We start from the raw sequence: 22,986 nt of genomic DNA, 5'->3' as shown, positions 1-22,986 counted from the left end.
TCTTTCGCAGGTTGCTCGCACAAGTGCGATGAATGGCGGATTGCCGCGTGATCGGTCCCATAAACCGGGGCGGCGCGGCGACGGGACGGGCGCGGCGGGCGGGGGGCGCCCTTGCGTTCAGCGAATCAGCGAAGAGATGAAGCTGGAGCCGACATTGGTGCAGTCGAACGCATGGAGCCCGAAGTGTTCGGCCAGGACCTTGAACGCGCCGACGCCGCGCGCCGAATTGCCCTTGGCATCGAGCCGGGGCGAAAAGGAGGCGATGCCGAGTTGGCGGTTGACCACCCCGACGATGCCGCCGCCGACCCCGCTCTTGGCCGGGATGCCGACATCGTAGGCCCAGTGACCGGCATAATCGTACATCCCGCAGGTGAACATGACCGCGAGGGTCGAGCGCACCGGCCCCAGATCGAAGGCGTGTTCGCGGCTGCGCGGGCAGGCGCCCATGTTGGCGAAGGTCGCGCCCATCCAGGCAAGATCGGTGGCCGTGACCTCGATCGAGCACTGGCGGAAATAGAGGTCGAGCGCCGCGTCGGGCGCGACCGCCAGGGCATCGTTGGCGAGGAGCAGGTGCGCGATCGCGCGGTTGCGGTGGCCAGTTTCGGCCTCGGAACGGTAGACCGCCTCGTTAAGCGCGAGCGGGCGCCCGGCGGCGAGCGAGAAGCGCTCCATCATGAAGTCGAAGGCATCGGCGCCGAGGTGTTCGTGCAGGATACCCGCGACCGCGATCGCCCCGGCGTTGACCATCGGGTTGAACGGGCGGTTGGTGCCCGGATCGAACACGATCGCGTTGAAGGGATCGCCGCTCGGCTCCACCCCGACCCGCGAGGCGACGAGGTCCGGCCCGGCGATCTCGAGCGCGAGGCAGAAGGCGAAGGCCTTCGACACCGACTGGATGGTGAAGGGCACCTCGGCATCGCCGATAGTGTAGATCTGCCCCTTGACCGTGGCGATGGCCGCCCCGAAGTGACCGGGATCGGCCTTGCTCAGCTCCGGAATGTAATCGGCGACCGTGCCCGAGTGGTTTTCGCGCTGGGTGGACCACGCGCGAGTCAGGGCATCTTCGAATTCGGTGTGGGCTGACTGCTCCATCTGCGTTGCCATCTATGGCTCCCACCGTTTCTGCTGAAAGAACTGACGGTATTTACGCAGGGCATTCGCAAGCCGCTCTGGCTGCCGCCCCTCCCCATTCTGAATCGCGCCCGTTTGTGCAGTGCATCATGTTATTGCATGCAGTGCAACCTAAAATGGAACCGCGTGCGACCGGCTCAGGCGGCGCGTACCACGATCACAGAGACGTTGTCGGGCGCGCCGCATTCGAGCGCGCGCGCGATCAGCCGGTCGGCCGCGTCCTGCGGCGGCAGGGCGGAGAGGATGGCGAGCAGCTCCTCCTCGTGCACCAACCGCGTCAGGCCGTCGCTGGCGAGGAGGAACAGGTCGCCCGGCTCCAGCGCGCCGCGGCTGGTATCGACCTGCAGTTCATCGCGCGCGCCGACCGCGCGGGTGACGACATTGGCATTGGGATGGGTTTCTGCCGAGGCCTCGTCGAGCATTCCCGCGTCGATCAGGTTCTGGACCAGGCTGTGATCGCGGGTGAGCCGGGTGATCGCGCCGCCGCGCACGAGGTAGGCCCGGCTGTCTCCCGCCCAGAAGCAGGCAAATCCATCGTCGGCGGCGACGAGGCCGACCACGGTACTGCCGATCACCCGTTCGCGGTAGGAGGTCCGGGCCATCCGGACCAGTTCGGCATTGACGCCGTCGAGCACTTGCAGCGCGTGGCCGAGCATCTGTTCCAGCCCGCCGCCGGTGATCGCGCCGAGCCGCTCGACCACCATGGCGCTGGCGACTTCCCCGGCATGGTGGCCGCCCATCCCGTCGGCCACGGCCCAGAGGTCGGCCCCCGGCGCCTGCAGCACGGCATCTTCATTGTGTGCGCGCTTGTGGCCAACGTCCGTGCGGATCGCACAATCAAATCTCGCCATGTGCTGCCCTTGCCTGCAACCGGGTCAGGGCCAAGGCCAGGCCAGCGAACAAGGATAGTGCTGGACTCTGCGCCGTGGTCCGTGCGACGGTTGTTGCATTGCAATATCCGGTATCCGGAGGGGTGGCAATGAATAAGTCCTACAGCAACAAGGCGTTGCCGTCAGGAACCGTACTCAGGGAATGGCGCCTCGAGGAAGTTCTCGGCGTTGGAGGATTTGGCATCGTCTATAAGGGGCGCGGCATTTACTTCGACGAACTGGTTGCAATCAAAGAGTATTTCCCCAGCTCCATCAGCGAGCGCAAGGATGGGGACACGGTTGTCCCGATCGATTCCGACGCCGAAGAAGTCCACGCCCTCGGCCTCAAGAAGTTCGTCGAGGAAGCCAAGCTGCTGTGGAACCTCTCGACCCCCACGCGCCACCCCAACATCGTCAGCGTGCGCAGCCTGTTCGAGATTCACGGCACGGCCTACATGGTCATGGACTTCGAGGACGGGGTTTCGCTCTCGCGTTGGCTCAAGGAAGGCCGCCGCTTCAACCAGGCGAGCCTGATGGGGCTGGTCGCGCCGATCGCGCAGGGGCTGGAGCGGGCGCACCGGGTCGGCGTGCTGCACCGCGACATCAAGCCGCCCAACATCCTGATCAACGAGGACGGGCGCCCGGTGCTGATCGATTTCGGCTCCGCCCGGTTCGAGAGCGGCGAGGCCACCAGCACCACGGTGACCTTCCACACCCCGCCCTATGCGGCGATCGAGCAATATGTGAAGACCTATCCGCAGGGGCCGTGGACCGACGTCTATGCGCTGGGCGTGGTGCTTTACGAATGCGTGACCGGCACCAAGCCGCCCGAAGTGCTGGAGCGGCTGCACGGCGGGCTCGGCACGCCGCTCGCCGATGGCGTGTGGCCGGGATACAGCCGCGCCTTCCTCGAAGGGGTCGACGCGGCGATGACCATCCGCCCCGGCGACCGGCCGCAGTCGGTCTCGGAATGGCTGGCCATGTTCGACGAGAGCCAGCCGGCGCGCGGCGCGGTGGATGACGACGACGAGGCGCGGACCCAGATCCACATCGCCCCCGCCGCCCCCGACGTGATCGTGCCGGTCGCCCCGCCCCCGCCGGGCTTTCAGGAGGTTGGCGCGGTGGAGACCGGGGTTCCGGACAGCACCCGCGACGTCAAGTACAAGCGGGCCGGGGAAGACACCAGCCACCGGCGGCAGGACGAGGGCGGCGAGATGGCGCCCCCGCCGCTGGTGGAGCAACCGCCGGAAGCTGTGCCCAAAGGCAAGGCCGCGGGGGAGAAGGGCCAGTCCGGATCGCGCAAGGCCGTGGTGATCGCCGCCCTGCTCGGCGCCGCGGCGGCCGGGAGCGGCTGGTTCATGGCCCAGCGCGGCACCGGGGCTTCGCAAGCCGCGCCCGGGGAGGCCGTGGTGGAGGACAGCGCCGAGGCCAGCACCGTCGGCAGCGACGGGGCGAGCATAGCCCCGGTCGCGGCAGACGATCCGGCCGGAGCATTGCAGGCGCTGGCTGCCACGGCGCGCGCGGCCGGGGCTCCGGGCAATGCTGCGCTGAACGAGGCGCAGGGCCAGATGGGGCAGCTGGCCGGCGCGCAGCAGGCCGCGCTCGCACAGGGCGCGAGCCAGCGCTTCGCCGCAGCCCTTGCCGCCGATGGGCAGGCGCGGGCGCGGCGCCTCGCCGCCACGCCATCCGACACACCCGAGCGGCAGCGCGCCGCCGCCGACCTGCGCGGGGCCCTGGCCCGGCTCAATTCCGCCGCCGCCGAGGCCCGGGCGGCGAGCAGCGCGGAACTGGCGCTGCCGGCGGCGAGCCGGACCCTTGCCGCATGGCGCGGCGTGGCGGCAGCGCTGGGCGCGGCGGCCCGCGCCGGAGGGCCCGCCGCCGCGACGACCACGCCCGGAGTGCCCGCCGGCTCCGAACCCGCCTCCTCCGCCATCGCGGCGGGGGACGAGACGCCGACGAGCGTGGCAGCGAGCGCCGGGAGCAGCGGCGGCAATGTGACCTCGGGCCAGCGCGACAGGTTCAACAAGGCGCTGTCGGCCGCGCGCGCGGCTGCCAACGACGTGATCCGCCAAAGCCAGGCCAAGGCCGGGCAGGCCGGCGATGCCGAGACCAAGCGGCTGCTCGCGGCCAATGCCAAGTCGGCGCAGGACTATCTCGGCTATCTCGACACCATGGCCAATTCGATGCGCGGGGCGCGAAGCGAGCAGGAGGCCCAGCGGCTGACCGAGCAGGCCGAGCAGACCCGGCGTTATCTGACCGTGCTGAAGGATCGGGTGAACACCGGCGGGCGGTAAGCCCTCACAGCGATGCCAGCCTTCGCTGGTTGGCATGACGGATGGGCGCGCGCCTGCTGCCGCGCGCCTAGGTGGCAGCGACGCGCGCGGTCATGCGGTTGCGGCCGCCGAGGCGCTGGTAAGTCACTTCGTTTGACAGGCGCTTGATCAGCGGGATGCCTTGGCCGCCGGGGACGGCGTCTTCCAGCGTGACGTAACGTGCCGGCTCGGGACTGCCGAGCGGATCGAAGGGCTCGCCGTCGTCGGTCACCGCAAGGAGCAGCCCGTCCTCGTCGACCTCGGCCTCGAGCACGATCATTTCGGCATCGCAGGAGTGGCGCACCACGTTGGTCACCAGCTCCTCGAGCACCACCTCGATCCGGAAGATCGCCTGTTCGCTGAACGGGAACGGCGCAAGCCAGCCGAGCAGGGCGAGCCGGGCCTGCTCCGACGCGTCGCTGGCGGACGCCAGCTGCAGGAGGAAGGGGGCCTGCTCCCCGCCATGTGCCGCCAGCGCCACGGCGTCAGGAACTGATGGCGGCGATCGCTTCGCCTTCCGAGGCATACTGGGGAATGATGTCGGACAGGGCCGTGGTCTCGAGAATCTCGAGCACGTGGGGCGAGGCGCCGAACATGACGAGGCGCGCCTTGTGCCTGGCGAGCGACCGGGCCAGCGAGAGCAGCATCCTGATCCCGAGCGAGGCGATGAAGGTGACCTTGGTGAGGTCGATCATCGTGTGGCGGCCAAGCGGGAGGATGCTGGCGGTCAGCGATTGCTCGACCCGGTCGACATTGGCGGTGTCGAGCCGCCCTTCGAGCGCGGCCTTGGTCACTCCACTGACTTCACTGACGACAAATTCCATTATTGCTCCCCGGGTCATTCGAAGGTGGCGACCACGAACGAGAAATCATCGTCCAGCGTATGCGGCTGGGCGCGGGCGGCGATCGCGCGGTAGATCTTCTGCGGATCGCCCAGATAACCGGCATCGCGATCGCGCAGCAGGTCGATGAAGGTGCCGATGGTCCACTGCAGGCCGTCCTTGTCGACGATCTCAAAGACCCCGTCGCTGAACAGGCAGATCGATGCGCCGGGCGGGACCAGGACCGAGGCCTGGGTGAAAGGCATCGCCGGCATGGCGCCGATAATCACGTTGCGGGTGTGCAGCGGGGTGAACTCGGCCCCGTCGGCCGAGACGAGATAGGCCGGGTGATGGCCGCCGCTGGCGAAGGATAGCCAGCGCGTTTCCCGGTCGTAAACCCCGTACCAGATGGTGAAATAGAGCCCGGCGTGATCCTCCATCTGGAACAGCTCGTTGAGCGTGGAGAGCACCAGTTCGGGCCGGGCCATGTCGGTGTTGGGCAGGCTCTTCTGGCGCAGCTGGTTCATGATCGCGACCGCGTGCATCGCCGCGCCCGTGCCGTGGCCGGCGACGTCAATCAGGTAGCAGACGCTCTTGCCCTCGCCCAGCGGGCCATAGCCGAAGGCATCGCCGCCGAGCTTGGCCGAGGGCTTGTAGAACCATTTGACGCGGATCGGCCCCTCTTCCACCGGCGGGGGCAGCAGGGCCTTCACATAGGCGGCGGCCTTGTGGAGATCACGGTCGAAGTCGTTGGACTGCTCGATCTCGGCACGGGTGCGCCATTCGTGCTTGAAGGAACGGTTGCCGACCTGGAGGACCGAGCCGACCGGGAGCGTGCGGACGGCCGTGACCCGTTCTCCATCGACGAAGGTGCCGTTGGTGGAATTAAGGTCCGAGACCAGCAGTTCGTCGTTGAGCAGCGCGACCATGCAGTGGGCGCGGGAGATTTCGGAATCGGCGATGACGATGTCGGAAGGGGCGGTGCGGCCGATTTTCACGCCGAGCGGACCGACGACGAAGCGGCGTTCGATTTCTTCGCCCAGTGAAAGTTCGAGGCAATGAAGTCTGTCGCCCCGGATGAGGTCTATTGCTCCGGCGCGGGTGACAATCTGGGTTTGCTCATGCTCCTCCAAATTGTTGACTCCACTTGATGAATCGAAATTTCCCGAGAATCGACTTGGTCTATTGGAGGTTAACGATAAACCAGACTGCGCTTTTCGCAAGTGCAACAGCGAAAAGAACTGTGCCGCAATTTGCCCGGTAGTGGCGCCGTGACCATGTGCAAGGCTGCTGCAACGGCACTGCAACGGCAGTGCATCAATCCGCTTGACCTTGACACGATGTCAGGGTGCAAAAGCATCGGCACCACGCGACGAGGAGCCGGGCCATGAGCCAATGCCATCACGATCACCATGCGGACGCGGGAGCGGGCGCGGCCACCGTGCTCGATCCGGTCTGCGGAATGTCCGTCGATCCGGCGAGGAGCCCGCACCATGCCGAGGCGCGTGGGCGCGAGTGGCATTTCTGCAGCGCGGGCTGCGCCGCGAAGTTCGTGGCCGATCCGCAGCGCTACATGGGGCCGAAGGACGAGCCGGAGGCCATGCCGGAAGGGACGGTCTGGACCTGCCCGATGCATCCCGAGGTGCGCGCCGACCAGCCGGGGCCCTGCCCGATCTGCGGCATGGCGCTGGAGCCGGAGATGGTCAGCGCCGAGACCGGACCCAGCCCGGAACTGCTGGACATGACGCGGCGGTTCAAGGTGGGCCTTGCGCTGGGCCTGCCGGTCTTCGCCCTGGAGATGGGCGGGCACCTGGTGCCCATGCTGCATCACGTGGTGCCGGGGCACCTGTCCATTCTGGTGCAGATGGTGCTGGCGAGCCCGGTGGTGCTGTGGGCCGGGGCGCCGTTCTTCGCGCGGGGCTGGACCTCGCTCAGGACCCGCCACCTCAACATGTTCACCCTTATCGCACTGGGGACCGGCGCGGCATGGCTCTATTCGGTGGTGGCGGCGCTGGCCCCCGGCCTGTTTCCGCCGGCATTGCGCGCGGCGGACGGGACCGTGCCGGTCTATTTCGAGGCGGCGGCGGTGATCACCGTTCTGGTCCTGCTCGGGCAGGTGCTGGAATTGCGGGCAAGGGAGCGAACCTCGGGCGCGATCAGGGCCTTGCTCGGCCTTGCCCCGCGCACGGCCCTGCGGATCGGGGCGGACGGGACCGAGGCGGAAGTGCCGATCGAGGCCGTGGCCGTGGGCGACCGGCTGCGCATCCGCCCGGGGGAGAAGGTCCCGGTCGACGGGACGGTGAGCGAGGGTCGTTCCTCGGTCGACGAGGCCATGGTGACCGGTGAGCCGATCCCGGTCGAGAAGGCGGCGGGCGACGCGGTGATCGGCGGGACGATCAACAGCACCGGGGCGCTGATCATCGCGGCGACCAAGGTGGGGCGCGACACCATGCTGGCGCGGATCGTGCAGATGGTGGCGGAAGCCCAGCGCTCGCGCGCGCCGATCCAGCGGCTGGCCGATACCGTGGCGGGCTGGTTCGTGCCCGCCGTGATCGCCATTGCCGTGCTGGCCTTTGCCGGGTGGATGGCCTGGGGGCCGAGCCCCCGCTTTTCCCATGCGCTGGTGGCGGCAGTCTCGGTGCTGATCATCGCTTGCCCCTGTGCGCTGGGGCTGGCCACGCCGATGTCGATCATGGTCGGCGTCGGGCGCGGCGCGGGGCTGGGCGTGCTGATCCGCCATGCCGAGGCGCTGGAGCGGCTGGAGAAGGTTGATACGCTCGTGGTCGACAAGACCGGGACCCTGACCGAGGGCCGCCCGGCGCTGAGCGCGGTCGTGGCGGCCGATGGGTTTGCCGAGGACGATGTGCTGCGGCTGGCGGCGGCGGTGGAACAGGCCTCGGAACATCCGCTGGCCGAGGCGATCGTGGCGGGCGCCAAGGCGCGCGGGATCGCCCTGCCCTCAGCCCAGGACTTCGACGCGCCGACCGGGCGCGGGGTGATGGGCACGGTCGAGGGGCGCCGGGTGGTGCTGGGCACGGCGCGGTTCCTGTCCGAACAGGGGATCGACGCCGCCGCGCTGGCAGATAGGGCCGACGCACTGCGCATGGGCGGGGCGACGGCCCTACTGGTGGGGGTGGACGGTATGGCGGCAGGCGTGATCGCCGTGGCCGATCCGATCCGCGCCACGACGCCCGAGGCGCTCGCCGCCCTTGCCGCCGAGGGGCTGCGCGTGGTCATGCTGACCGGGGACAACCGCACCACGGCCGAGGCCGTGGCACGCCGGCTGGGCATTGCCGAGGTCGAGGCCGAGGTCCTGCCCGAGGAGAAGAGCGCGGTGATCGCGCGGCTGCGGAGCGAAGGGCGGATCGTGGCCATGGCCGGGGACGGGGTCAACGACGCCCCGGCCCTGGCCGCCGCCGACGTGGGGCTGGCCATGGGTTCGGGCACCGACGTGGCGATCGAGAGCGCGGGGGTGACCCTGCTCCACTCCGACCTTGTCGGCGTGGTCCGCGCCCGCCGCCTGAGCCGGGCGACCATGGCCAATATCCGGCAGAACCTGGCCTTCGCCTTCGTCTACAATGCCGCCGGGGTGCCGGTGGCGGCGGGGCTGCTCTACCCGCTGTTCGGCTGGCTGCTTTCTCCGGTGATCGCGGCGGCGGCCATGGCGCTGTCCTCGGTCAGCGTGGTGAGCAATGCGCTGCGCCTGAATGGAGTGAAGCTGTGAACATCGGCGGGGCCGCCCGCGCCAGCGGGGTCTCCGAACGGATGATCCGCCATTACGAGAAGATCGGCCTTGTCCCCGCGCCCGCGCGGCGGGGCAGCGGCTATCGGGACTATGGCGAGGATGACGTCCACCGCCTGCGCTTCATCGCCAATGCCCGCGACCTTGGCTTCGATACGGGCGAGATCGGGGCGCTGCTGGCGCTATGGTCGGATCGTGGCCGCGCGAGCAGCGAGGTCAAGGCGCTCGCGCTCGCCCGCGCCGAGGAACTGGGGCGCAAGGCGCGGCGGCTGGAGGAGATGCGGCGGAGCTTGCTGCATCTGGCCGACGAGTGCCGGGGGGACGAGCGGCCGGACTGCCCGATCTTGCGCGGGCTGGCGGACTAGGACGGATTGCACGTCATTGCGCTCGATTTCAGGTCGCGCGGCAATCGGCGGCCGGTGGATAGCTGCCCTGGATTGCCGCGGGGCTGCGCCCCTCGCAATGACGAGCAATGCAATGACGGGCGTTTCCGGTCAGGCGCGGCCTGACCGGAATGCGAGCGTCAGGCGAGATCGAGGCGATCGGCGTTCATGACCTTGTTCCAGGCCGCGACGAAATCGTGGACGAGCTTCGGACCGGCGCCGTCTTCGGCATAGACCTCGGCCAGGGCGCGCAGTTCGGAGTGGGAGCCGAAGATCAGGTCGACGCGGGTGGCCGTCCACTTCGCCTGCCCGGTGGCGCGGCTGCGGCCCTCGAAGCGGTTCTTGTGCTCGGTCGGGCTCCATTCGAGGTCGGGGCCGAGCAGGTTGACGAAGAAGTCGTTGCTGAGGGTGCCGACGCGGTTGGTGAAGACCCCTTCGCTGGAGCCGAGGCTGTTGGCGCCGAGGACGCGCAGGCCGCCGACCAGCGCGGTCATTTCCGGGCCGGACAGGCGCAGCAGCTGGGCCTTGTCGACCAGCGCTTCCTCGGGCGAGAGGTAGCTGGCGGGGTGGTAGTAGTTGCGGAAACCATCGGCCACCGGGCGCAGGGCCTCGAACGAATGCGCGTCGGTCTGGTCCTCGCGCGCGTCCATCCGGCCGGGAGCGAAGGGCACTTCCGCTTCGACACCGGCGGCCCGGGCCGCCTGCTCGATCGCGGCGGCGCCGCCGAGCACGATGAGATCGGCCAGCGAGACCTTCTTGCCGCCGGCCGCCGAGGCGTTGAAGGCGGACTGGATCTGCTCCAGCGCGGCGAGAACCCTGGCGAGATCGGCGGGGTTGTTGGCTTCCCAGTCCCGCTGCGGGGCGAGGCGCAGGCGGGCGCCATTGCCGCCGCCGCGCTTGTCCGAGCCGCGATATGTCGAGGCCGAGGCCCAGGCGGCGCCGACCAGTTGCCCCGTGGTGAGGCCCGAGGCAAGGATCTGCGCCTTGAGCGCGGCCAAGTCGGCAGCATTGGCCAGCGGATGATCGCAGGCCGGGATCGGGTCCTGCCAGATCAGGTCTTCGGCGGGGACCAGCTTGCCGAGGTAGCGGCCCTTGGGGCCCATGTCGCGGTGAGTAAGCTTGAACCACGCGCGGGCGAAGGCATCGGCGAACTGATCGGGGTTCTGGTGGAAGCGGCGCGAGATCGCCGCATAGGCCGGATCGAAGCGCAGCGAGAGATCGGTGGTCAGCATGGTCGGCCGGTGCTTCTTCGCCGGATCGAAGGCGTCGGGCACGTCTGCGGGCGCATCCTTGGCGACCCATTGCTGGGCGCCGGCCGGGCTATGGGTCAGTTCGTATTCGTAATTGAACAGGTTGTCGAAGAAGTGGTTCGACCAGCGGGTGGGCGTCTGGCTCCAGGTCACTTCGGGGCCGCCGGTGATGGCATCGGCGCCAATCCCGGTGCCGTGCGTGCTGTGCCAGCCGAGGCCCTGATCCTCGATCAGCGAGCCTTCGGGATCGGCGCCGACCAGCGAGGGATCGCCGGCCCCGTGAGTCTTGCCGAAGGAGTGCCCCCCGGCGATGAGGGCCACGGTTTCCTCGTCGTCCATCGCCATGCGGGCGAAGGTTTCGCGGATGTCATGCGCGGCGGCGACGGGATCGGGATTGCCGTTCGGACCTTCCGGATTGACGTAGATCAGGCCCATCTGGACCGCGCCGAGGCCGGGGTGGAGCATCCGCTCGCCCGAGTAGCGCTCGTCGCCCAGCCAGGTGCCTTCGGGGCCCCAGAACAGCTCTTCCGGCTCCCACGTGTCGGCGCGGCCGCCGCCGAAGCCGAAAGTGCGGAAACCCATCGATTCGAGCGCGACATTGCCGGCGAGGATGTAGAGATCGGCCCAGGACAGCTTGCTGCCGTACTTCTGCTTGACCGGCCAGAGCAGGCGGCGGGCCTTGTCGAGATTGGCATTGTCGGGCCAGGAATTGAGCGGGGCGAAGCGCTGCTGGCCGCCGCCCGCGCCGCCGCGCCCATCGGTGATCCGGTAAGTGCCGGCGCTATGCCAGGCCATGCGGATCATCAGGCCGCCATAGTGGCCGAAGTCCGCCGGCCACCAGTCCTGCGACGAGGTCATCAGCGCGGTGAGATCGGCGATGACGCCATCGAGGTCGAGCGACCTGAACGCCTTGGCATAGTCGAAATCGGGGCCAAGCGGGTTGGAGCGGGGATCGTGCTGGCCCAGCACCGACAGGTCGAGCCGGTCCGGCCACCAGTCCCGGTTGTGACGGGGCAAGGGCTGGCCGGGGCCGCGAGCGAAGGGGCAGCTTCCGCCCGGCTGGGAGACTTTCGCATCCATCTTCCTGCTCCTTCTCTTGCCCCCGCGCGGGGGCATGGTCCTGCTCGTTCGGCGGCGGGCTTGGCATCGGGCGGCTGTCCTGCCGCGAGCGGGCGATTCCATAGCACGAACGCCTGCGCGATGCTTCCCCGCAGATGGGCGGGGCGCAGTCATGCCAGCCGGGCCTGACAAACCTGTGCACGATTCAATACAATTTGCGACTGGAACCGGCGGTTGCTGTCTGACTTAAGGGGGGTGGGGCTTACGCCATGGAGCGTTGATTGACTTATTCAGAGCAGCCCCAGCCCTCTCCCCGTGCCCGCTGGAAATGGATCGCGATCATTGTCGTGGGGCTTGTCGCCGCCGCGCTGGTCGCCCGGACAATCGCCGGGTTCTCGGCCGAAAAGCCGCGAAACGGCCGGGCGCCCGCGCCGGTGGCCGTGGCCAAGGTGGGGCGCGGCGACGTGCCCGTGACCGTCTCGGCGCTGGGCACGGTGACCCCGCAGGTGACTGCCGTGGTCCGCTCCCAGCAGTCGGGCCGGCTCATGGCCATCGACTTCCGCGAAGGCCAGATGGTGGGCAAGGGCCAGCGGCTCGCGCTGATCGACCCGCGCCCATTCGCCCTTGCCAGCGCCCAGGCCGATGCCAACCTCGCCCGCGACGAGGCGCAGCTGAATGCCGCGCGGGTTGACCTGACCCGCTACCAGACGCTGCTTTCACAGGATTCGATCGCGCGCCAGACGGTCGACACCCAGGCCGCCACGGTCAAACAGCTGGCCGGGACCGTCGCGGCCGACCGCGCCGCGCTCAACACCGCCCGGCTCAATCTTGGCTATGCCTCGGTGATCAGCCCGGTGAACGGGCGCATCGGCCTGCGCCAGACCGACATCGGCAACTATGTCACCCCGTCCGATACCAATGGCATCGCCACGGTGACGCAAATCGACCCGATCGACGTGGAATTCTCCGTTCCGCAGGGCCAGCTCGCCGCCATCTCGGCGAGGCTCGGGCCGAGCGGCGGCGGGCTGCCGGTCAATGCGGTCGACCAGAACGGCGGGCAGACCCTGGCCCAGGGCAAGCTGCTGACCTTCGACAACACCATCGACACCGCCACCGGGACGATCAAGGCCAAGGCGACCTTCGCCAATCCCGGCGGGCATCTCGTGCCAAACCAGTTCGTCAACGTGACCATGCTGGTCGATACGCTGAAGGGCGCGCTGGTGGTGCCGGTGAGCGCGGTGCGCCACGGGGCACCGGGAGACTTCGTCTTCGTGCTTCAGCCGGACCAGACGGTGAAGCTGGTGGTGGTCAGAACCGGGCCGATGGCGGGCCAGAACATCGCGATCCTTGCGGGCCTGACCGGCAGCGAGACCGTGGTGACCGCCGGGGCCGACGGGCTGGAAGACGGATCGAAGGTGCGACTGCCCGGCAAGGGCGCAGGACCGGGCGCCGGCGGCGCGCAGGCCGCGGGCAAGCACCACCGCCAGCAGACCTCGCAGGGATAAACGGACATGGACAGCGGCGATCCGGTTACGGCGGCAGCATCCCTGCCCGGCGGTGGGCCCTCGCGCCCCTTCATCCTGCGCCCGGTGGCGACCACGCTGATCATGCTGGCGCTGCTGCTGGCGGGCTTCATCGCCTATCGCAGCCTGCCGCTGTCGGCGCTGCCGGAGGTGGACTATCCGACGATACAGGTCCGCACGCTTTATCCCGGGGCGAGCCCCGACGTGATGGCGCTGACCGTGACCGCCCCGCTCGAGCGCCAGTTCGGGCAGATGCCGGGGCTGGCGCGGATGACCTCGCAAAGCTCGGCCGGGGCTTCGGTGATCACCATGCAGTTCACCCTTGGCCTGTCGCTCGACGTGGCCGAGCAGGAGGTCCAGGCAGCGATCAACGCGGCGAACAGCCTGCTGCCCTCCGACCTCCCGGCCCCGCCGACCTATGCCAAGGTCAACCCGGCCGACGCGCCGGTGCTTTCGCTGGGCGTGACATCCTCGAGCCGCCCGCTGGGCGAGGTCGAGGCCATCGTCGAGCGCCAGTTCGCCAACAAGATCGGGCAGGTTTCGGGCGTCGGCCTCGTTTCCCTTTCGGGCGGGCAGCGCCCGGCAGTGCGGATCCAGGCCAATGTCCCGGCGCTGGCGGCGCGCGGGCTGTCGCTCGAGACGATCCGCACGGCGATTTCGAACGCCAATGCCAATGCCGCCAAGGGCAGCTTCGACGGCCAGTCCAAGAGCTGGACGGTCGACGCCAATGACCAGCTGGCCGATGCGGCGGCCTATCGCAGCCTCGTGCTGGCTTACCAAGACGGGGCGCCGGTGCGGCTGTCCGACGTGGCCAGCGTGGTCGATTCGACCGAGAACACGCGGCTTGCCTCGTGGATGAACCGCCAGCCGGCGGTGATCGTCGATGTCCAGCGCCAGCCCGGGGCCAACGTGATCGGCACGGTCGACGCGATCAAGGCGGCGCTGCCCGAGCTGGAGGCCCAGCTGCCCGCCGACGTCCACGTGACCCTGCTGGCCGACCGCACCGAATCGATCCGCGCCTCGGTTTCCGATGTCGAATTCGAGCTGGTGCTGGCCGTGGCGCTGGTGACGGCGGTGATCTTCCTGTTCCTCGGCTCGCTGCGCGCCACGGTGATCGCCTCGATCGCCGTGCCGCTCTCGCTGATCGGGGCTTTCGCGGCGATGTGGGGGATGGGCTTCTCGGTCAACAACCTGACCCTGATGGCGCTGACCATCGCCTCGGGCTTCGTGGTCGATGACGCGATCGTGGTGCTGGAGAACATCTCGCGCCATGTCGAGGAGGGGATGAATCCGTTCGCCGCCGCCCTGAAGGGGGCGAGCGAGATCGGCTTCACCATCGTCAGCCTGACGGTCAGCCTGATCGCCGTGCTGATCCCGCTGCTGTTCATGGGCGACGTGGTGGGGCGCCTGTTCCGCGAATTCGCGGTGACGCTGGCGGCGACGATCGTGCTTTCGGCGCTGGTGGCGCTGACGCTGGTGCCGATGCTGGCCGCGCGCTGGCTGCGCCATGACGATCACAAGCACCCCTCGCCCATCGCGGCCAAGGCGATGGCCGCCTTCGACCGGCTCTCGCACCGCTACGAGGGATGGCTCGACTGGGTGCTGGCGCGCCAGAAGCTGGTGCTGGCGACGTTCGCCGGGACGCTGGTGCTGACCGGGCTGCTGACCGTGGTGATCGAGAAGAACCTGTTTCCCGAGGAGGACACCGGCCAGATCGAGGTGGCGACGATCGCCGCGCAGCAGACCGGCTTTGCCGCCATGGCGAAGAGCCAGCAGCAGGTGGCTCAGACCCTGCTCAAGGACCCGGCGGTCTCCTCGGTCTCGTCCAGCATCGGGGTCGACGGGACCAACCCGACGCTCAACCAGGGCCGGCTGATGGTGACCCTGAAGCCGATCGAAGAGCGCGATTCGATGACCACGGTGCTGGAGCGGCTGCGCACGGGCACGGCCTCGCTCGCCGGGGTGACGCTCTATTTCCAGCCGGTGCAGGACCTGACCATCGACACCGAGACCGGGGTGACCTCCTACCGCTTCAGCCTCAAGGGCGCGGACCAGAACGAGGTCGACCTGTGGGGCGGCAAGCTCGCCGCGGCCCTTGCCACGAACAAGGCGCTGCGCGACGTCAGCGCCAATGGCCTTGGCCAAGGCGCCTCGGTGGTGGTGAATATCAACCGCGATGCCGCCGCCCGGCTCGGCCTGTCGGCGCTCGACGTGGACAATGCGCTTTACGATGCCTTCGGCCAGCGCATCGTCTCGACCATCTACACCCAGTCGAGCCAGAACCGGGTGATCCTCGAGGCGGGGCCCGACATGCTTTCGGGGCCGCAGGGGCTGGCCAACCTCTATATCCCGGTTTCGGGCGGGACGGCCGTGCCGCTTTCGGCCATCGCCACCTTCCGCGAGAGCACGGCCCCGCTGGTAATCGCGCGCGAGGGCCAGTTCCCGGCGGCGACCATCGGCTTCAACCTCGCGCCCGGCACCTCGCTCGGCCACGCGGTGAGCGAGATCGGCAAGGCCGAGAAGCAGATCGGCATTCCGGCCACGATCACTACCGATTTCTCGGGCGCGGCCGGGGCCTTCCAGTCCTCGCTCGGCAACGAGATGTGGCTGGTGCTGGCGGCGATCGTGGTGGTCTATATCGTGCTGGGCGTGCTCTACGAGAGCTTCGTCCACCCGCTGACGATCCTCTCCACCCTGCCCTCGGCCGGGATCGGCGCCCTGCTGGCGCTGGCCATGACCGGCTATGGGCTGGGGGTGATCGGGATCATCGGGATCGTGCTGCTGATCGGCATCGTCAAGAAGAACGCGATCATGATGATCGACTTCGCGCTGCAGGCCATGCGCGAGGACGGCGACAACCCCCACGACGCGATCCGGCGTGCGGCGATCCTGCGGTTCCGCCCGATCATGATGACCACCTTCGCCGCGCTGTTCGCCGCGATCCCGCTGATCTTCGGGCACGGGATGGGCCACGAGCTGCGCCAGCCGCTGGGCATTGCCATCGCCGGCGGCCTGCTGCTGAGCCAGGCCCTGACCCTGTTCACCACGCCGGTCATCTTCCTTGGCTTCGAGGCGCTGAAGGAGCGGCGGGCGGCGCGCAAGGCGGCACGGGAACGGGGCCCGGGTGAAACGGGAGCCCTGCCGGCATGAACCTGTCGGCGCCCTTCATCGCCCGCCCGGTCGGCACGATCCTGCTGACGATCGGCCTGATGCTGGCCGGGGTGGCGGCCTTCTTCTCGCTGCCGGTGGCGCCGCTGCCGCAGGTCGATTTCCCGACCATCGTGGTCCAGGCCAGCCTGCCCGGCGCGAGCCCGCAGACCATGGCCTCGACCGTGGCGGCGCCGCTGGAGCACCGGCTGGGGACCATTGCCGGGGTTTCGGAAATGACCTCGCGCTCGGGCGTGGGTTCGGCCCAGATCACCCTGCAATTCGACCTGTCGCGCAATATCGACGGGGCGGCGAGCGACGTGCAGGCGGCGATCAACGCGGCGCGGGCCGACCTTCCGGCGACGCTCAAGACCAACCCCTCCTACCGCAAGATGAACCCGGCCGACGCGCCGATCCTGATCCTGACCCTGACCTCCGAGACGCACACCCCGTCCGAGGTCTATGACGAGGTCTCGAACATCGTCGAGCAGCGGTTGCTGCAGGTGAGCGGGGTGGGCAATGTCGAACTGGGCGGGGCCGCCCTGCCCTCGGTCCGGGTCGAGCTCAATCCGCTGGCCCTGTCGCGCTATGGCATTTCGCTGGAGGACGTGCGCACGGCGCTGCAATCGGAAAGCGCCAACCGGCCGCGCGGGGTGATCGATGCCGCCGGACAATCGTTCCAGATCTATTCCGACCAGCCCGGCCTCAAGGCCTCTGCCTATGCCGGCACGGTGATCGCATACCGCGGCGGCGCCGCGGTGCGCCTGTCGGACGTGGCCGAGGTGAGCGACGGGCCCGAGGACATCCGCACCATGGGCCTGTTCAACGGCAAGAAGGCCGTGCCGATCATCATCAGCCGCCAGCCGGGCGCCAACATCGTGGCCACGGTCGATGCGATCAAGGCCCAGCTGCCGGGGCTGCAGAAGGCCCTGCCGGCCGACATCAAGCTGGCGGTCGCCAATGACCGGACCACGACGATCCGCGCTTCGCTCCACGAGGTCGAGGTGACCCTGCTGATCGCGACCCTGCTAGTCGTGCTGGTGGTGAGCCTGTTCCTGCGCTCGTGGCGGGCGACGCTGATCCCGGCGGCGGCGGTGATCGCCTCGCTGCTCGGCACGCTGGGGATCATGTATCTGGCGGGCTTCAGCCTCGACAATCTCAGCCTGATGGCGCTGACCGTGGCGACCGGCTTCGTGGTGGACGACGCGATCGTGGTGGTGGAGAACATCGCCCGCCATCTCGAGGAAGGGCAGCGCCCGCTGGAAGCGGCGCTGCGCGGCGCGCGCGAGGTGGGCTTCACCGTGCTCTCGATCTCATTGAGCCTCGTTGCCGTGTTCATCCCGCTGATCTTCATGGGCGGGCTGGTCGGCCGGCTGTTCCGCGAATTCGCGCTGACCATGTCGGCCGCCGTGGCGATCAGCCTGCTGGTCTCGCTCACCCTCACCCCGATGCTCGCCTCGCGCGTGCTGAGCGAGGACGAGAAGGAAGGCCGGCTGATGGCCCATGCCCGCCGCGCCTTCGACTGGGCCCAGGCGCGCTATACCGTGAGCCTCGACTGGGCGCTGGCCAATCGCGGCGCGGTGCTGCTGCTGCTGGCGGGGACCGTGGCGCTCAACGGCTATCTCATCGCGGTCGCGCCCAAGGGCTTCTTCCCGAGCCAGGACACCGGATCGCTGATGGGCGGAATCCGGGCCGACCAGTCAATCTCGTTCCGCGACATGCAGGACAAGCTGGGGCGGATCGTCACGGTGATCAAGGCCGATCCGGCCGTCTCCACGGTCGTCGCCTTCTCGGGCGGGGCCCGCGCCGGCGGCGGGTTCCTGTTCGCCACGCTGAAGCCGCGCGGCGAGCGCCCCGCCATCGACGACGTGATCGCGCGGCTGCGGCCCAAGCTGGGCCGGATCAGCGGAGTGACCGCCTTCCTCAACCCGGTGCAGGACCTGCAGGTGGGCGGGCGCCAGTCCAATTCGACGTACCAGTACGTGCTCAAGGCCGACAGCGCCGAGACCCTGAAGGATGCCGCGACCCGGCTGACCGACGCGCTCAAGCAGCAGACCGACGTGCTGACCGACGTCGACGTCGACCAGCAGGACGCCGGGGCCGATGCCTTCGTCAATGTCGACCGCGACGCGGCGGCGCGGCTGGGGGTGAGCACCGTGGCGGTGGACAATGCGCTTTACGATGCCTTCGGGCAGCGGCAGGTGGCCAACATCTATTCCGGGCTCAACCAGTATCACGTGGTGATGGAGGCGGCGGAGCAGTTCAACGGCTCGCCCACGGCGCTTTCCAACATTTACGTGCCCTCGACCGGGGTGGCCACGGCCAGTTCCAAGGTGGCGGCCAATGCCTCGATCGCGGGGGCGGCGACCGGATCGGCGGTGAGCACGACGACCCGGACGATGATCCCGCTCTCCGCCTTCTCGACCTGGTCGACCGGATCGACCAATGCCAACGTCAACCACACCGACGGCGAGCCTTCGGCCACGATCTCGTTCAACCTGCCGGCCGGAGCCTCGCTCGGCGATGCCTCGGCGCGGATCCAGCAGGTCCAGGCGGGGCTGCATTTCCCGGCCACGGTCCACGGCCAGTTCGGGGGCACGGCCAAGGTGTTCCAGCAATCGACCGGCTCGATGCCGCTGCTGATCCTCGGCGCGCTGCTGACGATCTACATCGTGCTCGGCGTGCTGTACGAAAGCGCGATCCACCCGCTGACCGTGCTGTCCTCGCTCCCCTCGGCCGGGGTCGGCGCGGTTTTCGCGCTGATCGTGACGGGCGGGCAGTTCGACCTGATCGCCCTGATCGGGATCATCCTGCTGATCGGGATCGTGAAGAAGAACGCGATCATGATCATCGACTTCGCGCTGGATGCCGAGCGGTCGCGCGGGATTTCCTCGTTCGCGGCGATCCGCGAGGCCTCGATCCTGCGCTTCCGCCCGATCCTGATGACCACGCTGGCGGCGGCACTGGGTGCCCTGCCGCTGGCGATCGGCTTCGGCGACGGGGCCGAGCTGCGCCGCCCGCTCGGCATCGCGATCATCGGCGGGCTGATCGCCAGCCAGTTCCTCACCCTGCTGACCACCCCGGTGGTCTATCTCGCGCTCGACCGCTTCCGCCGCCGCACCGGCCACGAAAGCCTGCTCGCCCGGCACGGCGACAATTCCCCCGAAGGAGCCCCGGCATGATCCGCCCCCGCCTGCGCCAGACCGGCGCGCTGCTCGTCAGCGCGGCCCTGGCCGGTTGCAACCTCGCCCCCAGCTACCGCCCGCCGACGATGGCCGCCGCCCCGGCCGCGTTCAAGGAGGCGCCGGGCTGGAGCCTGGCCGCGCCGTCCGATGCCGTGGCCAAGGGGGAGTGGTGGACACTGTTCGGCGATCCGCAGCTTGATGCGCTGGCCGCGAAGGTCGCGGTCTCCAACCAGACAGTGGCCCAGTACCGCGCCGCCTGGTCCGAGGCCCGCGCCGCCACGCGCGGGGCGCGCGCCGCGCAGTTTCCCACCGTGACCGGCGGGGTTGGCGCCACCCGGTCGGGCGGCAGCGGGGCCTCGTCCGGCACCAAGGGAACCGAGGTCAGTGCCCAGCTCTCGGCCTCGTGGGAGGCGGACCTGTGGGGCAAGCTTGGCAACGGGGTGAAAGAGGCCAGCGCCAGCGCCGAGGCGAGTGCCGGCGACCTTGCCAATGCCACGCTTTCGGCGCGCGGCGCGCTGGCGACCGACTATCTGGAGCTGCGCGGGATCGACGCCCAGCGCAGCCTGCTGGGTGCCACGGTGACCGCTTACCAGAAGGCGCTGGAGATCACCGGCAACAAGTATGCCGCCGGCACCGTGGCCCGCTCCGACGTGGATACGGCGCAGGCCGCGCTGTCGGGCGCTGAGGCTGACCGGCGCGATCTCGACCGCCAGCGCGCGGTGCTGGAACATGCCATCGCCGTGCTGGCGGGCGAAAACCCATCGACCTTCGCCATCGCCGCCGATCCCGCGTGGACGCCCGTGGTGCCCGAGGTGCCCTCGGCCCTGCCCGCCCAGATCCTTGAACGGCGGCCCGACATTGCCGCGGCCGAGCGGCGGGTGGCGGCGGCCAATGCCGATATCGGCGTGCAGCGCGCCGCCTATTTCCCGCAGGTCTCGCTCACCGCCGACGGCAGCCTCAGCGCGACCTCGGTCGGCAACCTGGTCACCGCGCCGCTCAGCCTGTGGTCGCTCGGCATGTCCGCGCTTGGCACCCTGCTCGATTTCGGGGCCAACAAGGCCAAGGTCGACCAGTCCCGCGCCGCGTTCGACGCGGCGGCGGCCGCTTACCGGCAGACCGTGTTGACCGCGTTCCAGCAGGTCGAGGACAATCTGGCCGCCGGCGCGGCCTATGCCGACGAGGCCGGGATGCGGAACACGGCCTCGGCTGCGGCGGACCGAGCCGAGACCATCGCCCGCAACCAGTACCTTGCCGGGACGATCGACTATTCCTCGGTGGTGGTGGCCCAGACCACGGCCTATTCGGCGCGGCAGGCGCGGATCCAGGCGGTGATCGACCGCCAGACCACGGCGGTGGCGCTGATCCTTGCGCTGGGCGGGCAGTGGAAATGAGCCGAGGGCACTGAGCCGAGGCGGTCAGGCCCCGGCGGGCAGGCCGATCTGCGCGCGGACCCATTGCCACAGCGCATCCACCTCGGCCGCCGCCTTGCCCTCGGGGTCGGATTCGCGGGCGACTTCGCCCGTGGCGGCGGAGCGGTGGAAGGCGGCGCGTTCGCCGAACAGGACCGGGCAGACCTTGAGGCCGAGCCCCTCGGCCACGGCGGAGGCATCGGCAATGACCTTGCTGGCCCGCGCCGGCACAGCGTTGAGCACGACCCAGACCGGCTTGCCCGAGATGCCGACCAGTTCGGCCGTGGTTTCGAGCGAATGGAGATCGAAGGCGCGCGGGCGGGTGGGCACGAGGATCAGGTCCGCCGCCTTGACCGATTCCCGCGCGGCGGCATCGGCATGGGGCGGGGTGTCGATCACGGCCAGTTCGACGCCGTTCTTGACCACCTTCTGGATCGTGGCACCGATCCGCGCCGGCGGGCTGGTGACAACTTCGGGCAGGAATTCGCCGCGCCAGTCCCCCCACGCGGCGGCCGTGGCCTGCGGATCGGTGTCGATCACGCAGGAACGGACCCCGCTATAAGCGGCGGCGGCACCGAGGTGCAGGGCCAGCGTTGTCTTGCCCGATCCGCCCTTCTGGCTGACGATTGCGACTGTCGGCATCTGATCCCCACCTTCGCCTGCGTCGGGCGACTGTAGGCGCGCATCCGGCCCGGTCAATCGGGAATTGTGCGTTGCAGCGTAAAACGGGCCGAAGGGCCGGTCAGTGCCCTTCGGCGAGGATTGCGGGAGCGGCGGCAATTTCCGCGCCGGCCGCGCCTTGCGGGAGCAGCAGGTTGAGCACGATGGCGAGGAAGGCGGCCGGCAGGACGCCCGAGCCAAGCAGTATCCGCGCGGTTTCGGGCAAGTGCGAGAGCGCCTCGGGTTCAAGGCTGAGGCCGAGGGCGAGCGACAGGCTGACCCCGAAGACCAGCATGTTGCGCTGGTTCCACTCCACCGCCGAAAGCATCGACAGCGCCGCCGAGGCGACCATGCCGAACATGACGATGACCCCGCCGCCGAGCACCTCGATCGGGATCGTGGTGACCACGGCGCCGATCTTGGGAAGCAGGCCGCACAGCACGAGGAACAGGGCGCCGAGGGTGACGACGTGGCGGCTCATCATGCCGGTGATCGCGATCAGGCCGACGTTCTGGCTGAAGGTGGTATTGGGCATGGCGCCGAACACGGCGGCGAGCGCCGTGCCGACGCCGTCCGCCGCGACGGCGCCTTGCAGTTCCCCGTCGCTTGCCTTGCGGCGGGCCGTGCCTTCGCAGATCGCCTCGACATCGCCGATCGATTCGATCGAGGAGACGAAGCCGGTGAGGACGAAGCCGGCGATGGCCGAGGCGGAGAGAGCAAAGCCGAAGTGGAAGGGCGTGGGCACCATGACCCACGGGGAGGTGCCGACAGCATCAAAGGAAATCCGGCCCATGGCAAGCGCGGCGCCATAGCCGGCGAGCAGGCCGAGCAGGACCGAGGCGGTCGACCAGATGCCGCGCGCGAAGAACTTGAGGCCGAGCGTGGCGACGACGACCACGCCCGCCAACAGCCACGATTGCCCCGCGCCGAAGGCCGGCGTGCCGATCGCGGGAACGCCGCCGGCGGCATATTGCACCCCGATCCGCATCAGCGAGAGGCCGATCATCAGCACGACGAGGCCGGTGATCAGCGGCGGCAGGGCGAAGCGGATGCGGCCGACGAAGCGGCTGAGCACCGCATGGAACAGCCCGCCGATCAGCGCCGCCGTGGTGAGCGCGGCCATCGCGCCTACCCCCTTGCCCGCCACGATCGGGATCATCACCGGGACATAGGCGAAGCTGGTGCCCTGAACGAGCGGCAGCCGCGCGCCGACCGGGCCTGCCCCGACCGTCTGCAGCAGGGTGGCGATCCCGGCGAAGAGCATCGACATCTGGATCATGTAGATCAGCTGCGAGGGGTCGGCCGAGCCGTAGCCGAAGCCCGCCGCCCCCGCGACGATGATCGGCGGCGTGAGGTTGGAGACGAACATCGCCAGCACGTGCTGGATGCCGAGCGGGATCGCGGCGGAGAGGCCGGGGAAGTAATCGGGATCGCGCGCCTCGGCGGGATTGGCAAGCGGGCTGGCCGGGGACGGGGCGGGCGATCCTGACATGCG

15 protein-coding genes are annotated in these 22,986 nt (G+C 69.2%); 7 read left to right on the top strand and 8 right to left on the bottom strand.

Features of this window, described 5'->3' with window-relative positions; genetic code table 11:
- Positions 1–117: 117 nt before the first annotated feature.
- Both glsA and H7F51_RS07065 read right to left on the bottom strand, forming a co-directional pair.
- A complete protein-coding gene (gene glsA / locus H7F51_RS07070; RefSeq protein WP_185663528.1) occupies positions 118–1,104 on the bottom strand; it encodes a glutaminase A in 987 nt (328 codons plus the stop codon).
- 164 nt (positions 1,105–1,268) lie between these two features.
- Positions 1,269–1,982 carry a PP2C family protein-serine/threonine phosphatase gene (locus H7F51_RS07065; protein WP_185663527.1) on the bottom strand — a complete coding sequence of 238 codons (714 nt, stop codon included), beginning with the start codon at positions 1,980–1,982 and terminating at the stop codon, positions 1,269–1,271.
- Positions 1,983–2,110: 128 nt separating this feature from the next.
- Between H7F51_RS07065 and H7F51_RS07060 the strand changes: the two genes are divergently transcribed.
- Positions 2,111–4,294: a serine/threonine protein kinase gene (locus H7F51_RS07060; protein WP_185663526.1), complete on the top strand. Its 2,184-nt coding sequence runs from the start codon at positions 2,111–2,113 to the stop codon at positions 4,292–4,294.
- A gap of 67 nt (positions 4,295–4,361) precedes the next feature.
- Here the strand turns inward: H7F51_RS07060 and H7F51_RS07055 are convergent, their stop codons facing one another.
- The 3 genes from H7F51_RS07055 to H7F51_RS07045 are packed head-to-tail and all read right to left on the bottom strand — an operon-like array spanning position 4,362 to position 6,266.
- On the bottom strand, positions 4,362–4,793 hold the full coding sequence (locus tag H7F51_RS07055; RefSeq protein ID WP_185663525.1) for an ATP-binding protein: 432 nt from the start codon (positions 4,791–4,793) through the stop codon (positions 4,362–4,364).
- A gap of 4 nt (positions 4,794–4,797) precedes the next feature.
- On the bottom strand, positions 4,798–5,136 hold the full coding sequence (locus H7F51_RS07050) for an STAS domain-containing protein (protein WP_185663524.1): 339 nt from the start codon (positions 5,134–5,136) through the stop codon (positions 4,798–4,800).
- A 14-nt stretch (positions 5,137–5,150) separates the two neighbouring features.
- The gene (locus H7F51_RS07045) at positions 5,151–6,266 is read right to left on the bottom strand and encodes a PP2C family protein-serine/threonine phosphatase (protein WP_185663523.1); all 1,116 of its coding nucleotides are present in this window, start codon (positions 6,264–6,266) and stop codon (positions 5,151–5,153) included.
- A gap of 254 nt (positions 6,267–6,520) precedes the next feature.
- Here H7F51_RS07045 and H7F51_RS07040 point away from each other — a divergent pair, with 254 nt between their 5' ends.
- Together H7F51_RS07040 and cueR are read left to right on the top strand one after the other, a co-directional pair.
- Entirely contained in the window at positions 6,521–8,857 is a 2,337-nt protein-coding gene (locus H7F51_RS07040; RefSeq protein ID WP_185663522.1) for a heavy metal translocating P-type ATPase, read from the top strand.
- Entirely contained in the window at positions 8,854–9,240 is a 387-nt protein-coding gene (gene cueR, locus H7F51_RS07035) for a Cu(I)-responsive transcriptional regulator (protein ID WP_185663521.1), read from the top strand. The genes H7F51_RS07040 and cueR overlap by 4 nt, the downstream gene beginning before the upstream one ends.
- 158 nt (positions 9,241–9,398) lie before the next feature.
- Here the strand turns inward: cueR and katG are convergent, their stop codons facing one another.
- Positions 9,399–11,588 carry a catalase/peroxidase HPI gene (gene katG, locus H7F51_RS07030; RefSeq protein WP_185663520.1) on the bottom strand — a complete coding sequence of 730 codons (2,190 nt, stop codon included), beginning with the start codon at positions 11,586–11,588 and terminating at the stop codon, positions 9,399–9,401.
- Between the two features lie 260 nt (positions 11,589–11,848).
- Here katG and H7F51_RS07025 point away from each other — a divergent pair, with 260 nt between their 5' ends.
- Genes H7F51_RS07025 through H7F51_RS07010 form a run of 4 tightly spaced genes read left to right on the top strand, consistent with a single transcriptional unit; the run spans position 11,849 to position 20,813 of the window.
- Complete coding sequence (locus tag H7F51_RS07025) at positions 11,849–13,072, top strand: efflux RND transporter periplasmic adaptor subunit (RefSeq protein WP_221774032.1); 1,224 nt, start codon at positions 11,849–11,851, stop codon at positions 13,070–13,072.
- A gap of 6 nt (positions 13,073–13,078) precedes the next feature.
- Complete coding sequence (locus tag H7F51_RS07020; RefSeq protein WP_185663519.1) at positions 13,079–16,240, top strand: efflux RND transporter permease subunit; 3,162 nt, start codon at positions 13,079–13,081, stop codon at positions 16,238–16,240.
- On the top strand, positions 16,237–19,419 hold the full coding sequence (locus H7F51_RS07015; RefSeq protein WP_185663518.1) for an efflux RND transporter permease subunit: 3,183 nt from the start codon (positions 16,237–16,239) through the stop codon (positions 19,417–19,419). Before H7F51_RS07020 ends, H7F51_RS07015 begins: the two co-directional genes overlap by 4 nt.
- Complete coding sequence (locus tag H7F51_RS07010; protein WP_185663517.1) at positions 19,416–20,813, top strand: efflux transporter outer membrane subunit; 1,398 nt, start codon at positions 19,416–19,418, stop codon at positions 20,811–20,813. Before H7F51_RS07015 ends, H7F51_RS07010 begins: the two co-directional genes overlap by 4 nt.
- A gap of 24 nt (positions 20,814–20,837) precedes the next feature.
- Here H7F51_RS07010 and H7F51_RS07005 read toward each other — a convergent pair whose 3' ends face one another.
- Together H7F51_RS07005 and H7F51_RS07000 are read right to left on the bottom strand one after the other, a co-directional pair.
- Complete coding sequence (locus tag H7F51_RS07005; RefSeq protein ID WP_185663516.1) at positions 20,838–21,473, bottom strand: nucleotide-binding protein; 636 nt, start codon at positions 21,471–21,473, stop codon at positions 20,838–20,840.
- Between the two features lie 100 nt (positions 21,474–21,573).
- Positions 21,574–22,983 (bottom strand): uracil-xanthine permease family protein, encoded by a 1,410-nt coding sequence (locus tag H7F51_RS07000; RefSeq protein ID WP_185663515.1) that lies wholly within the window; start codon positions 22,981–22,983, stop codon positions 21,574–21,576.
- Between the last annotated feature and the right edge of the window lie 3 nt (positions 22,984–22,986).

The organism is Novosphingobium flavum, from assembly GCF_014230315.1.
GTDB classification, from domain to species: Bacteria; Pseudomonadota; Alphaproteobacteria; order Sphingomonadales; family Sphingomonadaceae; genus Novosphingobium; species Novosphingobium flavum.
The sequence above is the reverse complement of the archived record's forward strand: the minus strand, read 5'-3'. Positions and strand labels throughout refer to the sequence as shown.

Coding starts and splice junctions, on each gene's coding strand:
- H7F51_RS07060 (WP_185663526.1), top strand. CDS start 2,111: ATGAATAAGTCCTACAGCAACAAGGCGTTGCCGTCAGGAACCGTACTC.
- glsA (WP_185663528.1), bottom strand. CDS start 1,104: ATGGCAACGCAGATGGAGCAGTCAGCCCACACCGAATTCGAAGATGCC.
- katG (WP_185663520.1), bottom strand. CDS start 11,588: ATGGATGCGAAAGTCTCCCAGCCGGGCGGAAGCTGCCCCTTCGCTCGC.
- H7F51_RS07005 (WP_185663516.1), bottom strand. CDS start 21,473: ATGCCGACAGTCGCAATCGTCAGCCAGAAGGGCGGATCGGGCAAGACA.
- H7F51_RS07040 (WP_185663522.1), top strand. CDS start 6,521: ATGAGCCAATGCCATCACGATCACCATGCGGACGCGGGAGCGGGCGCG.
- H7F51_RS07015 (WP_185663518.1), top strand. CDS start 16,237: ATGAACCTGTCGGCGCCCTTCATCGCCCGCCCGGTCGGCACGATCCTG.
- H7F51_RS07065 (WP_185663527.1), bottom strand. CDS start 1,982: ATGGCGAGATTTGATTGTGCGATCCGCACGGACGTTGGCCACAAGCGC.
- H7F51_RS07000 (WP_185663515.1), bottom strand. CDS start 22,983: ATGTCAGGATCGCCCGCCCCGTCCCCGGCCAGCCCGCTTGCCAATCCC.
- H7F51_RS07010 (WP_185663517.1), top strand. CDS start 19,416: ATGATCCGCCCCCGCCTGCGCCAGACCGGCGCGCTGCTCGTCAGCGCG.
- H7F51_RS07020 (WP_185663519.1), top strand. CDS start 13,079: ATGGACAGCGGCGATCCGGTTACGGCGGCAGCATCCCTGCCCGGCGGT.
- H7F51_RS07050 (WP_185663524.1), bottom strand. CDS start 5,136: ATGGAATTTGTCGTCAGTGAAGTCAGTGGAGTGACCAAGGCCGCGCTC.